General features: G+C 65.4%; 12 protein-coding genes. 3 read left to right on the top strand and 9 right to left on the bottom strand.

Annotation, left to right across the window (positions count from 1 at the left end; translation table 11 throughout):
• Window positions 1-15 precede the first annotated feature (15 nt).
• Entirely contained in the window at window positions 16-864 is an 849-nt protein-coding gene (purU, locus tag MTX35_RS07805; protein WP_243594416.1) for a formyltetrahydrofolate deformylase, read from the top strand.
• Window positions 865-1,015: 151 nt separating this feature from the next.
• On the opposite strand, the gene MTX35_RS07800 is transcribed toward purU, so the two are convergent.
• From MTX35_RS07800 to glyA, 8 genes are read right to left on the bottom strand one after another with little or no spacing between them, the layout of a single operon-like run.
• A complete protein-coding gene (locus tag MTX35_RS07800; protein WP_243594415.1) occupies window positions 1,016-2,398 on the bottom strand; it encodes an L-serine ammonia-lyase in 1,383 nt (460 codons plus the stop codon).
• The gene (locus MTX35_RS07795) at window positions 2,395-2,805 is read right to left on the bottom strand and encodes a glycine cleavage system protein H (protein WP_243594414.1); all 411 of its coding nucleotides are present in this window, start codon (window positions 2,803-2,805) and stop codon (window positions 2,395-2,397) included. Before MTX35_RS07795 ends, MTX35_RS07800 begins: the two co-directional genes overlap by 4 nt.
• Window positions 2,802-3,719 carry a dihydropteroate synthase gene (gene folP, locus MTX35_RS07790; RefSeq protein WP_243594413.1) on the bottom strand — a complete coding sequence of 306 codons (918 nt, stop codon included), beginning with the start codon at window positions 3,717-3,719 and terminating at the stop codon, window positions 2,802-2,804. Before folP ends, MTX35_RS07795 begins: the two co-directional genes overlap by 4 nt.
• Before the next feature lie 39 nt (window positions 3,720-3,758).
• Entirely contained in the window at window positions 3,759-4,334 is a 576-nt protein-coding gene (locus MTX35_RS07785; protein WP_243594412.1) for a sarcosine oxidase subunit gamma, read from the bottom strand.
• Window positions 4,327-7,170 carry an FAD-dependent oxidoreductase gene (locus MTX35_RS07780; RefSeq protein ID WP_243594411.1) on the bottom strand — a complete coding sequence of 948 codons (2,844 nt, stop codon included), beginning with the start codon at window positions 7,168-7,170 and terminating at the stop codon, window positions 4,327-4,329. The genes MTX35_RS07785 and MTX35_RS07780 overlap by 8 nt, the downstream gene beginning before the upstream one ends.
• A complete protein-coding gene (locus tag MTX35_RS07775) occupies window positions 7,167-7,445 on the bottom strand; it encodes a sarcosine oxidase subunit delta (RefSeq protein WP_032377699.1) in 279 nt (92 codons plus the stop codon). The genes MTX35_RS07780 and MTX35_RS07775 overlap by 4 nt, the downstream gene beginning before the upstream one ends.
• 51 nt (window positions 7,446-7,496) lie before the next feature.
• Complete coding sequence (locus MTX35_RS07770; protein ID WP_032367894.1) at window positions 7,497-8,735, bottom strand: sarcosine oxidase subunit beta family protein; 1,239 nt, start codon at window positions 8,733-8,735, stop codon at window positions 7,497-7,499.
• Entirely contained in the window at window positions 8,732-10,012 is a 1,281-nt protein-coding gene (gene glyA, locus MTX35_RS07765; protein ID WP_308198112.1) for a serine hydroxymethyltransferase, read from the bottom strand. Before glyA ends, MTX35_RS07770 begins: the two co-directional genes overlap by 4 nt.
• Window positions 10,013-10,178: 166 nt before the next feature.
• Between glyA and MTX35_RS07760 the strand changes: the two genes are divergently transcribed.
• Both MTX35_RS07760 and MTX35_RS07755 read left to right on the top strand, forming a co-directional pair.
• A complete protein-coding gene (locus MTX35_RS07760) occupies window positions 10,179-10,850 on the top strand; it encodes a GntR family transcriptional regulator (RefSeq protein ID WP_243594410.1) in 672 nt (223 codons plus the stop codon).
• Window positions 10,851-11,002: 152 nt separating this feature from the next.
• Entirely contained in the window at window positions 11,003-11,797 is a 795-nt protein-coding gene (locus tag MTX35_RS07755; RefSeq protein ID WP_243594409.1) for an endonuclease/exonuclease/phosphatase family protein, read from the top strand.
• Between the two features lie 62 nt (window positions 11,798-11,859).
• Here the strand turns inward: MTX35_RS07755 and MTX35_RS07750 are convergent, their stop codons facing one another.
• Window positions 11,860-12,465 carry a TetR/AcrR family transcriptional regulator gene (locus MTX35_RS07750; RefSeq protein WP_243594408.1) on the bottom strand — a complete coding sequence of 202 codons (606 nt, stop codon included), beginning with the start codon at window positions 12,463-12,465 and terminating at the stop codon, window positions 11,860-11,862.
• Window positions 12,466-12,503: the final 38 nt, after the last annotated feature.

Raw genomic sequence — 12,503 nt, 5'->3', positions numbered from 1 at the left:
GTACCAGGAGATTCGATGACCGAGAACTTCACCCTCACGCTCAGCTGCGGACAGCGGCCGGGCATCGTCCGGGCCGTCAGTGCATTCCTCTTCGACAACGACTGCGACATCGCCGAACACCAACAATTCGACGACTCGACGGACGGGTCGTTCTTCCTGCGCACGTCGTTCGTGGCCGGCGGCACCACCGACATCGAGAAGCTGACCGAGAGCTTCCGCGAAGTGGCCGATCGATTCGCGATGATGTACACGTTCAACGGCTGCAGTCAGCCGCGCGTACTCGTCATGGTCTCCAAGATGGGGCACTGCCTCAACGACCTCATCTTCCGGTGGCGTTCCCAGAATCTCGGTGGGGAACTGGTGGCCGTGGTGAGCAACCACGAGGTGCTGCGGCCGATGGCGGAGGCTGCCGGGCTGCCGTTCGTCCACGTCCCCGTCACCCCGGGTACCAAAGCCGAGGCCGAGCAGCGCCTGCTGGACCTCGTCGCCGAGTACGAGGTGGACCTGGTGGTGCTCGCACGCTACATGCAGGTGCTCTCTGACGAGACGTGTCGAGCGTTGCACGGCAAGGCAATCAACATCCACCACTCCTTCCTGCCCGGCTTCAAGGGTGCGAAGCCGTACCACCAGGCCTTCGACCGGGGCGTCAAGCAGGTCGGAGCGACGGCGCACTACGTCACCCCCGATCTCGACGAGGGCCCGATCATCGAGCAACAGGTCATTCGTATCGACCACACCCATGACCCGTCTCGTCTGGCCACCGTCGGACAGGACGCCGAGGCGCTCGCACTGTCGCGGGCGGTGCGCTGGCACTGCGAGAATCGCGTTCTGCTGCACGGACACCGAACGGTCATCTTCAGCTGAGCCGACTCACACGAGGGGCCCGTACCGATTCGGTACGGGCCCCTGTTGTGTGAAGAGGGAGAACCTCACACCCTTTTTGCCGAGTGCGCGCCGGTTCCCTCTACAGAGAATCGGCGCGCACCCTCGAAAAGGGGTGTGAGGTCCCCAGGGTCTAGCACTCCACGAAGTTCACCGGCACGTTGATCGCGAGTCCGCCGCTCGAGGTTTCCTTGTACTTCGAGTGCATGTCGGCACCGGTGGAGCGCATCGTCTCGATCACCTGGTCCAAGCTGACGCGGTGAGTACCGTTACCGCGCAACGCCATCCGTGCCGCATTGATTGCCTTGCCGGCCGAGATGGCGTTGCGTTCGATGCAGGGAATCTGTACCAGCCCGCCGATAGGGTCGCACGTGAGACCGAGGCTGTGCTCCATCGCGATCTCCGCCGCGTTCTCCACCTGCTCCGGTGTGCCGCCCAGTACCTCGGCCAGACCGGCGGCGGCCATCGAGGCAGCCGAACCCACCTCGCCCTGGCAGCCCACTTCGGCTCCCGAGATCGAGGCCATCTCCTTGTAGAGCGATCCGATGGCCCCGGCGGTGAGCAAAAACCGCACCGTGCTGCCGTCGGGATCGGCGACCCCGTTGGCGGTGTAGCGAGTGGCGTAGTGCAGCACGGCCGGGATGATGCCCGCCGCGCCGTTGGTGGGTGCTGTCACGATTCGCCCGCCCGACGCGTTCTCCTCGTTGACCGCGAGCGCGACGAGATTGATCCAGTCCTCGGCGAATTCGCTCGAGCGGTGCGGATCCTCGGCGGCGAGCCGCAGAAACCAGTCGCGTGCTCGACGCCGCACTCCGAGCGCGCCAGGGAGGTAGCCGTCGCGGGAGATGCCGCGAACCTCGCACTCGACCATGACGTCACGGATGTGCAGCAGCCCGTCCCGGATCTCGTCGTGCGTCCGGCGTTCGAGTTCGACCTCGGTCATGACGTCACTGATGCTGCAGCGTCGCCGCTCGCAGAGCTGGAGCAGTTCCTTGGCCGACCCGAATCCGTTCGCCGAGGCGAGGGGCGCGACGGCCTCCATGCTTTCGCCCTCGGTGACCACGAAGCCCCCACCGATCGAGAAGTAGATCTCGGTGTGCAGTTCGGTCGAGTCCGCCGCGCGGGCAGTCAGCTTCATTCCGTTGGGGTGGAACGGCAAGACCGTCAGCGGGCGCAGCACGATGTCGTCTACAGCGAGGCCGATCTCGCGGTGACCACCGAAAACTATGCGACCGGTGGCCGCCATCGATGCCTGACGCTCTTCCATGATCTGGGTCGAAATACTCTCGGGTGCAAAGCCTTCCAGCCCGAGCAGTACGGCGGTCATGGTGCCGTGTCCTGCTCCGGTCGCGGCCAGCGAGCCGTACAGGTCCACCGCCACCTCTCGAACGTCCTCGAAGGCAGACATGGTGCGCAGATCGTCGACGAATCGAGCGGCCGCGCGCATCGGGCCGACGGTATGCGAACTCGAGGGGCCGACTCCGACGGAGAAGAGGTCGAACACACTGATGGTCATGAGTCCACCCGAACTGCGTCGGTGGGCTCGCGCGTGGTGAGGGCCTCGAACGACGCGGCGGCGGGAGTCAGGACGGCGAACAGCCAACCGGTACCGAGCGGGTCCACGGCAACGATCAACGGGTCGTCGCGCACAACGGAATTGACGATCGTGACCATGCCGCTCGCCGGGGCGTACACCGTGACGGATCCGGCGGAGGTGTGGATGGTGCCGCACGCCTCACCTGCGGTGAGCACGGCACGTACTGCCGGGAGGTCGACGCTCAGAACGTCGGCCGCGCCGTCGAACGCCGCAGGTGTCACTCCCACTCGGCTCGGGGTCTGGGCGGGTGATCCGAACGGGTCGACGGCCATCCAGCCGTGCTCGGCGCTGAAGAGCCGGCGGGCGGAATAGAGGGATGCGGTCATGGGGTGGCCTCGGCATTCGTCATGGGGTGACTTGGATGTGAGTGCACTACGTCGAGCGAACGCACTGCTCGGAGCACGGCCAGTGCGTCGATGGTGGCGGCGACGTCGTGAACCCGGAGGAGTGACGCCCCGTTCTGAGCCGCGATGATGGCGGCGGTGAGTGATCCGGCGAGTCGGCCGTCGACATCTCGGCCGGTGATGGCACCGATCATCCCCTTGCGTGACACACCGGCCATGATCGGTCTGCCGCCCGCGGTGAGCGTTCGAAGGCCCTGAAGCAGTTGTAGATTGTGTTCGAGGGTCTTTCCGAATCCGAAGCCAGGGTCGACCAGGATGCGGTAGGCCGGGATCCCGGCCCGGATGCATTCAGCGGCCCGGTCTTCGAGAAACTCGCACACTTCTGCGGTGACGTCGCCGTAGCGAGGGGAGTGCTGCATCGTCGACGGTTCCCCCTGCATATGCGTCAGGCATACGGCGGCGCCCAGCTCGGCTGCGGCGGCCAGTGCACCGGGAAGGCGAAGGGCACGAACGTCGTTGATGACGCTCGCCCCGGCGCGCACCGCTTCCCGCATCACCTCGGGGCGTGAGGTATCGACCGACAGCGGTGTCGACGTCCGCCTGGACAGTGCGTCGATCACCGGGACGACTCGGGCGATCTCCTCGTCGACGGTGGGTGGGATTGCCCCGGGACGGGTCGACTCACCGCCGATGTCGAGCAAGTCCGCTCCCTCGTCGACCATCGACAGTGCATGCGCCACAGCACGATCCGAGTCCAGGAACATCCCACCGTCGGAGAACGAATCCGGGGTCACGTTGACGATTCCGCAGACCACGGGATGTGGGGTCGTCAGCCGGGCCAGCAGTCGATCGCGGGCATCGGCTGCCCGTGTAGCTGTGGAGACGGTCGTGAGCACTGCGATCACCTCTTCTCTCGCGCGAGTCCGGCGGGACGATCAGACGTCGGTGTATTCCTCGGCCGCGTCGGTCAACCAGGCTGCGAGATACCGAGCGAACGACGAGCGCACGAGGATGCGATAGTCCGTTCCCGTGTCGTCACAGGCGATGAGGATCATGCCTGCCATCGCGAGCATCGTCTGTACCGTCGACCCTGCCGGAAAGACGCGGGGGTGCAGATCGATCGAGCATCCCTTCGCCAACACCTCGCGGGCTCGGGAACCGTTCAGCCGCAGACTGGTTCGCTGAGCGGACACGTCCGTTGCTGCACCTCGGTGTTCGCGTACGGCCGATCCGAGACGGTGTTCGAGTTCGACCGGATCGATGCCGGCTCCGATCACCAACCACTCCTCGGGGCCGAGCCAGATGACCGTGGTGTTCGTGCCCTCGGCGACGCGGCCTGGGCCGGGGAGCTCGGTGCCGAGCTCGGCCGAGGCGGCGGCGCCGCCCGGTCCGTTCGGGTCGACCCACAGGTCGATCCCGGCCATGAACGGCTCTTCCACAATGCGGACAGCAGGCGAGTCCGGCAGGACTGTTTCTGCGAGTGGGCTTCTGGTGGCGAGACGGTCAGCCATCACGGCGGTTTCCTTCCGGGTCGACGAGTACGGAGCCGGTGACTTCCACGGCGATCAGGGTGTCGCCCACCGGGACGTGCAGGATGTCGCCGAGGCGGTCACGTCCGGCCTCGAGCAGAGCCAGCCCGAACGGCCGACCCAATTCAGCGCTGGCGTAACTCGACGTGACGTGGCCGAGCATCGGTACCGGAAGTTCGGGCAGGACGCCGCTCTCGGAGTGCTCGATGATCTGCGATCCCTCCGGAAGGACGGTTTCCCGGTCGACCGGAAGAAGGCCGACGAACTGCTTGCGCAATGGGTTTCGGTTCTCGGCTCGGTCGAACGAGCGCTTGCCGATGAAGTCGAGCTTCTTCTTCGATACCGCCCAGCTCATGCCGAGATCCTGCGGGGTGACGGTACCGTCGGTGTCCTGGCCGACGATCGGGTAGCCCTTCTCGGCCCGCAGCACGTGCATGGTCTCGGTGCCATACGGGGTGATGCCGAACTTCTCGCCCGCATCGATCAGCCGCGACCACAGTGCGTAGGCGTGCCAGGAATCGATGTTCACCTCGAAGGCCAGTTCACCGGAGAAGCTGATGCGCGCCACGCGCACATGTACATCGTCGATCGAGGCGTCCCGCCAGGCCATGAACGGGAACGCCTCGTTGGAGACGTCGAGTTCGGGAAAGATCTCGCCGACGAGGTCGCGGGAGCGCGGTCCGACGACGGGGAACGTGGCCCACTGCTCGGTCACCGATGTCAGCCGAACCGCGAGGTGCGGCCACTCGGTCTGCAGCCATTCCTCCATCCAGTCGAGCATTCCTGCTGCGCCGCCGGTGGTGGTGAACACCTGGAACCGGTCGTCGGCCAGACGCATCACGGTGCCGTCGTCGATCACCATGCCGTCGGTACCGCACATCACGCCGTACCGAACCATGCCGACCTTCAGGTTGCTCATCATGTTCGTGTAGAACATGTCCAGCACCACACCGGCGTCGGGGCCCTGCACGTCGATCTTGCCGAGGGTCGAACCGTCGAGCATGCCGACGCCCGAACGCACGGCCGCGCACTCGCGGAGGACGGCGTCGTGCATCTCCTCGCCGGGCAGTGGGTAGTAGCGGGGCCGCTTCCACTGCCCGACATCCTCGAAGACCGCGCCGCGCTCGACGTGCCAATCGTGAACTGCAGTAACGCGTTCCGGGTCGAACGCCATGCCGCGATTGCGTCCGGCCAACGCCGCGAACGCCACCGGTGTGTACGGCGGTCGGAACGTGGTGGTGCCCAGGTTCTCCACGGGCTTGTCGAGCAGTTCCGCCACGATGCCCGAGGACACCACACCGGAGGTCTTGCCCTGATCGTGCGCTGTGCCGATCGTGGTGTAGCGCTTGATGTGTTCCATCGAAGACATGCCCGCGCCGACGGCGCGGATCAGATCGGCCACCGTCGCGTCACGCTGCACGTCGACGAACTGGCTGTCGGCTCCGAAGTCGTCACGCACCCGCCACAGCACCAGCGACTCGCTGCTGGGTACGGAATCGATTACAGGAAGCGAGGTTTCGGGAGCATCGAAGCCGAGTCGGGTCATCGCACCCGCCGCGGCCGCGCTTCCGTCATGGAGGCATCCGGCCAGATCGAACACGCCCGAGGCCGATCCCGCGACACTGATGCCCTCGACGTCGTCCGCTGGCACGAATGCGCCGAGTTCGCCGTCGTAACGCAGTTTTCCGCGGGCTTGGCTGAACAGGTGCACCGCCGGGTTCCAACCACCGCTGACGAGCAGTACGTCGCACGCCACGGTGTCGGTGGCACCGTCCGCACCGGTGACCAGTGCATGAGTGACGCGGGTGTCACCGTGGGTGCCGGACACGACACTCCCGGTGCGTACCTCGATACCGCGTTCGCGGCACAGGTCGAGCCAGTATTCGGGTGCCGCGGCGCGGGCATCGACGATGCGCGCGATGCGGACCCCTGCGTCGTGCAGATCGACGGCTGCCTCGTACGCGCTGTCGTTGGTGGTGAAGACCACTGCCTCGGTGCCCACCGTGACGCCGTAGCGATGCAGGAACGTACGTGCGCTGTGCGCCAACATGATTCCGGGGCGGTCGTTGTCGGTGAAGACGACCGGACGTTCGTGGGCACCGGTGGCCACCAGGATGTGACGCGATCGAATGCGCCAGACGCGCTGACGGCTCAGAGCTGCAGGAGCTTCCAATCCCAGGTGATCGGTGCGCCGCTCGAGGGCGAGCACGAAGCCGTCGTCGTAGGAACCGAACGCGGTGGTGCGGCGCAGCAGGGTCACGTCGGGGAAGGTCGACAACTCGGTCACCGCGTCGGAAACCCAGTCCAGGGCCGGCCGGCCCTCGATGACGTCGTCGGAGCCGAGCAGGGAGCCGCCGAATTCGCTCTGATCGTCGACGACGACCACCCGAGCGCCGCTGCGGGCAGCGATCAGAGCGGCCGTCAGACCGGCCGGGCCTGCACCGACGACCAACAGGTCGGCGTGGGCGTGCATGGCGTCGTACTTGGCGGAGTCGGAGATCTCGGCGAGCCGCCCCTGTCCCGGGATTCCGCGGGCGACCAGGCCGTCGTACAGCTCGATCGTCGTGGCGAGCAGCATCGGCTCGGGGAACGGCTCCTCGATCTGTACGAGTCCGCCGGTGTCCTCGGCCCATGCAGCGGTGAATCCACGAGGCCTACCGAGCTTGATGCTGGTGGTCACCTGATGAATGCCGTTGGCGAGCAACGCAGATGCCAGCGTGTCGCCGGGATATCCCTGCAGAGCAGAACCGCCGAATGTGAAGTCGACGGTGCTCGTGCGGTCGATGCGGCCGCCGGATGCGGTGCGGAATGCGGTCATGGGTTCACCGGCTTCGGGTCGTCGAGGCGATAGACACTGTGGATTCGGTAGGTGGCGGTGTCTCGTACGGCGTTGAACCAACGCCGACAGCCCGCGCTGTGACTCCACCGTTCTGCGAAGAGCCCCTTGGGGTTGTCGCGGAAGAACACGAAGTGCGCCCACTGTTCGTCGGTGAGTGCCGATGGCTCCTCGGGGTAGGCGATGTGCGCCTGGCCGCCGTAGTGGAACTCGGTCTCTTCTCGACTCCCGCACCACGGGCATTCGATCAATTGCATTGCCACTCCAAGATTTCTCGTTCGGGTGCTGCGTGTGTCGGGGCGGAGAGGCTAGTGAGCCACGCCTGCGGCACCGTGCTCGTCCACCAGCGCGCCGGTGACGAATCGGTCCAGACTGAACGGTGCGATGTACTCGTGTACCTCGTCGTTGGCAATGGTGTCGGCCAGGCACCACCCGGCACCGGGGGTCGCCTTGAATCCGCCTGTACCCCAACCACAATTGAGGAACACGTTGTCGAACGGCGTGCGTCCGACGATGGGGGAGGCGTCGGGACACACGTCCACGATGCCGGCCCAGGTGCGCAGCAGATGCGCACGAGCGAAAACGGGGAACAACTCGACGGCAGCCGCCATCTGTCGTTCGATGATGTGGAACGCCCCGCGCTGGCCGTAACCGTTGTAGGAGTCGACGCCCGCACCCATCACCAGTTCACCCTTGTGCGCCTGAGAAACGTACACGTGCACGGCATTCGACATGACCACCGTGGGATGCACCGGCTCGAGCAGCTCCGAGACCAGGGCCTGCAGCGGATGGCTCTGCAGCGGAGTCTTGATGCCGAGCATGTCCGTCAACGTCGACGTGTGCCCGGCCGCGCACAACGCAACCTGGCCGGTGGCGATGTCGCCCCGCGTGGTCTTGACCCCGGTGACGCGATTGCCGTCGGTGGTGAAGCCGGTGACCTCACAGTTCTGGATGATGTCGATACCGGCCGCGTCGGCGCGTCGGGCAAATCCCCAGGCGACGTAGTCGTGCTTGGCGATGCCGGCGCGTGGCTGGTACGTCGCACCGAGTACCGGGTAGCGAATGTCGCTGGAGATGTTGACGATCGGGCACAGCTTCTTGACCTCGTCGGGGTCGACCCACTGAGCGTCGATGCCGTTGAGTCGGTTGGCCTCGACGCGTCGCACGCTGTCGCGCACGTCCTGCAGGCTGTGCGCGAGGTTGAGGACGCCGCGCTGGCTGAACAGGATGGGGTAGTCGAGGTCGTCGGCGAGCCCTTCCCACAGCTTCAGGGAGTGCTCGTAGATGCGGGCACTCTCGTCCCACAGGTAGTTCGACCGGATGAGGGTGGTGTTGCGCGCCATGTTCCCACCGGCGAGCCATCCCTTCTCCAGCACAGCCACATTGGTGATGCCGTGGTTCTTGGCGAGGTAGTGCGCGGTGGCCAGGCCGTGTCCGCCGCCGCCGATGATCACGACGTCGTAGGACTTCTTCGGCTCGGGGTTGCGCCACAGGAAGTCCGGGTGGTCGGGCAGATGTGCGCCCGGTGGGGTTGCGGGGGCGGTCATCGGTAGCCTTCCGTCAGGTCGGAGTAGAGGGGGAACTGCGCGGCAACGGATTCGACCCGGATTCGCAGTGCATCGAGGCCGCGGTCGTCGGTGTCGGGACGCAACGCGTGAGCGATGACGTCGGAGACCTCGGCGAACGCCGTGGCGTCCAGGCCGCGGGTCGCGAGGGCCGGGGTGCCGATGCGGACTCCTGAACTCACCATGGGCGGCCGTGGATCGAACGGAACTGCGTTGCGGTTCACGGTGATTCCCACGTGATGCAGTCTGTCCTCGGACTGCTTGCCGTCCAGTTCGGACTTGCGCAGGTCCACGAGCACGAGATGGACGTCGGTGCCGCCCGAGACCACGTCGATGCCTGCGGCTGCTGCGTCCTCGGTCAGCAGTCGGTCGGCCAGGATCTTCGCGCCTTCGAGGGTGCGCGCCTGCCGTTCCCGAAAGTCCTCTTCGGCAGCAAGTTTGAAGGACACTGCCTTGGCTGCGATGACATGCTCCAACGGTCCACCCTGCTGGCCCGGGAAGACCGAGGAATTGAACCTCTTGGCCAGAGCGGCATCGTTGGTGATGATCACGCCGCCGCGTGGGCCGCCGAGTGTCTTGTGCGTCGTCGAAGTGACCACGTGTGCGTGCGGTACCGGTGACGGGTGCAGTCCGGCGGCGACGAGTCCCGCGAAGTGCGCCATGTCCACCATCAGGTAGGCCCCGACGTCGTCTGCGATACGACGGAATTCGGCGAAGTCGAGGTGACGGGGGTAGGCGGACCACCCGGCCATGATCAGCTTCGGACGGTGCTCGTGCGCGAGGCGCTCCACCTCTGCCATATCGACGAGATGGTCGTGCTCGCGGACATGGTAGGCCGAGACGTCGTAGAGCTTGCCCGAAAAGTTCAGCTTCATGCCGTGCGTCAGGTGTCCTCCATGGGCAAGTGCGAGACCGAGAATCGAATCGCCCGGCTGCAGCAGTGCCGCCATGGCAGCGGCATTGGCCTGGGCGCCGGAGTGCGGCTGCACGTTGGCGAACGACGATCCGAACAGGGCATTGAGCCGGTCGATCGCGAGTTGCTCTATGACGTCGACGTTTTCGCATCCGCCGTAGTAGCGACGGCCGGGGTAGCCCTCGGCGTACTTGTTCGTCAGTACCGAACCTTGCGCCTGCATGACGGCCAGCGGAGCGAAGTTCTCGCTCGCGATCATTTCCAGGGTGTTCTGCTGGCGGCCGAGCTCGGCACTGATCGCGCGGTGCACCTCGGGATCGAGATCGGCCAGCACGCGGTTCGTCACGCCTCTGGGGTGCGGTGCCGTCGCCGTCGGTGCGAAGTCCTGCGTCAAGATGGCCGCCCTTCTGGAAGATCAATGATCTGGAACTGATATATCAAGATGCCAATAGAGTAAGATCACAACGCAGAGCCGTCAAGGGCGGGGCGTCGACCGGGAGTGAGCACAGAAGATGACAATCGGGATTCCACCGGTGATCGATGCAGCGCAGTCAGTCGGAACCAACGCCGATCGGGCGTACGAAATAATGCGTGAGCAGCTGATCATGCTGGAAATTCGGCCCGGCGAGCCCATCAACGACGATCGCCTGGCCGAGCAATTGGGACTGGGACGAACCCCGATTCGTGAGGGTCTCAAGCGACTGGAACGCGAGCGACTCGTCGTCGCCTATCCCCGGCGCGGAACGTTCGCGACCGCTGTCGACATGACCGACCTGGCCAACATCTCCGAAATTCGCAAGCAGCTCGAGCCCGCGGCCTCGGCGCGCGCGGCGCGCACGGCCACGCGCGCAGCGCGAGACCGCTTGGCGGAGATGTCTGCCTCCATCGCGAGTATCGACGACACCGACGATTCACGTGAGGTGCTGCGCAAAGATGTTGCAGTGCATCGGGAAATCTATCGGGCGTCGGGAAATCCCCACCTCGAAGACATCCTGGTCAGCCTCGACGCCCATGCCACCCGCATCTGGTGCCTGTTCCTCGACCGACTGCCGAACGTCGCCGGCCATGTTCGTGAACACGTCGTGCTGCTGCAGGCCATCATCGACGGCGATGCCGACACCGCAGCGGAACTGACCCTCGAACACGTCACCGGGTTCGAGAACGCCATCAGGGAATTGTTGTAACAGCAGCCGAAATGCGCCGGGGTGTACTGACGCCGAGCTGGTGACGTGAGTCGGTAGGCAGGAGAGGCAGGGGACACCGTGGCCGGCGAATGTCTCTGCACGGAGATGGTATTCGGTGGTGCGGGTACAGGGTGCGCCGATACGCTCGCGCGGTGAAGGTGATAACGATCAACGCCTGGGGCGGTGCCCGGCACGACGAGCTGATTCCGTGGATCGGCGAAGTGGATGCAGACATCGTCTGTGTTCAGGAGGTGACGCGTACTCCGCGTGGGTCGGGTTGGGCCACCTTTTCGGACGGCGAGCGCACGTTGCCGCAGCGGTTGAATCTGTTCGACGACATCTCATCGGTGCTGGTGGGATACAGATCGCACTTTGTCGCCCACGACGCCGGGCCGGTCATCGATCGTGAGGGAACGCGATGGCGTCAGGATTTCGGCATCGCGACGTGGGTACGCGACAACTTCCCGATTGTTGGTCTCGACGCCCGTTTTGTGCACTCCGAGTTCGTGAACCACGACGATTGGACTGTCGAGGACCGTCCTCGTGCGGCCCTCACCGTTACCGTGCGAGACCCGTCCAGCAATCGAATCGTATCGGTAGTCCAGCTTCACGGGCTCCGGGATCCGGCGGGCAAGCACGACACTCCCGCTCGTGCGGATCAAGCTCGTCGACTGTCGGTCATCGTCGAGCAGATGCACTCGACAAGCGACGTCGTGGCGCTGTGCGGCGATCTGAACCTGCTGCCGACCAGTGACACCTTCCAGGTGTTGGTCCGGCTGGGCATGGTCGACCTGGTCGGCGAAGCCGATACCCGAACGTCGCTCTACCGCAAGCCAATCCGCAGTGCCAGCTACTTTCTGGTCTCTCGGGTGGACGCTGTGCAGCACTTCGAGGTCGTACAGCAACCGGAAGTATCCGATCACCGGGCTCTGTTGCTCGAGCTGTGAACCCCTTGCGGCAGATGTTCGCGCCGTGAAGTCTTCCCGGATGCTGACAGCGCGAGACGGCGTCAGCCCGTCCCGATACCACCGAGGACCGCCTCGACCAGATTCTCGGCGTAGACGCGGTCGGTCTTGGCTCGATCGGCGTCGGTACGATGCGAGAAGATGACGTGGCTGAGTACCGCCCCGGTCACCAGTTCGAGAATTCTCGTCGTATCGGCCGACTCGGGCAGCTCGCCCCGACTCTGGGCTCGGTGCACGATGAGGCGCGCCGCGACCAACCGACTCTTGTTGAGCGTCTCCATCATTCGGCCCAGCAGGTCGGGGTGCACCCGCGCATCGAGGGCGACCCTCAGGCTGACCAAACCGGCGGTTCCTCCGTAGCCCTGCAGAAGCTGCACCGCGAGTTCGGTGAGGTCCGCCCGTAGCGTGCCGAGGTCGATCGGCGTCGCGAGTGGACTTCGGGCCTCCAGTGCATCGACCACCAAGGCCCCCTTGGATTCCCAGCGTCGGTAGAGCGCGGCCCTCCCGACCGACGCGCGGCGGGCAACGGCGTCGAGTGTGAAGCCGGACCACCCCTTTTCCCAGTACACCTCGAGCGCTGCGTCGTAGACGCGGTCTTCCAGATGCGGATCGCGCGGACGTCCCCGTCTGCTCCTGGCTTCGTCGGTCACCTTCGGATTGTCGCACCTGGCGACATTGCAGACAATCT

This window comes from Rhodococcus sp. ARC_M12 (genome assembly GCF_022810385.1).
Classification (GTDB): domain Bacteria; phylum Actinomycetota; class Actinomycetes; order Mycobacteriales; family Mycobacteriaceae; genus Rhodococcoides; species Rhodococcoides navarretei.
The sequence above is the reverse complement of the archived record's forward strand: the minus strand, read 5'-3'. Positions and strand labels throughout refer to the sequence as shown.

Excerpts from the sequence above, each read along its gene's own strand:
- MTX35_RS07770 (WP_032367894.1), bottom strand. The coding sequence starts at position 8,735 with ATGACCGCCCCCGCAACCCCACCGGGCGCACATCTGCCCGACCACCCG.
- MTX35_RS07760 (WP_243594410.1), top strand. The coding sequence starts at position 10,179 with ATGACAATCGGGATTCCACCGGTGATCGATGCAGCGCAGTCAGTCGGA.
- MTX35_RS07800 (WP_243594415.1), bottom strand. The coding sequence starts at position 2,398 with ATGACCATCAGTGTGTTCGACCTCTTCTCCGTCGGAGTCGGCCCCTCG.
- MTX35_RS07775 (WP_032377699.1), bottom strand. The coding sequence starts at position 7,445 with ATGCAATTGATCGAATGCCCGTGGTGCGGGAGTCGAGAAGAGACCGAG.
- MTX35_RS07795 (WP_243594414.1), bottom strand. The coding sequence starts at position 2,805 with ATGACCGCATCCCTCTATTCCGCCCGCCGGCTCTTCAGCGCCGAGCAC.
- purU (WP_243594416.1), top strand. The coding sequence starts at position 16 with ATGACCGAGAACTTCACCCTCACGCTCAGCTGCGGACAGCGGCCGGGC.
- MTX35_RS07780 (WP_243594411.1), bottom strand. The coding sequence starts at position 7,170 with ATGACCGCATTCCGCACCGCATCCGGCGGCCGCATCGACCGCACGAGC.
- MTX35_RS07785 (WP_243594412.1), bottom strand. The coding sequence starts at position 4,334 with ATGGCTGACCGTCTCGCCACCAGAAGCCCACTCGCAGAAACAGTCCTG.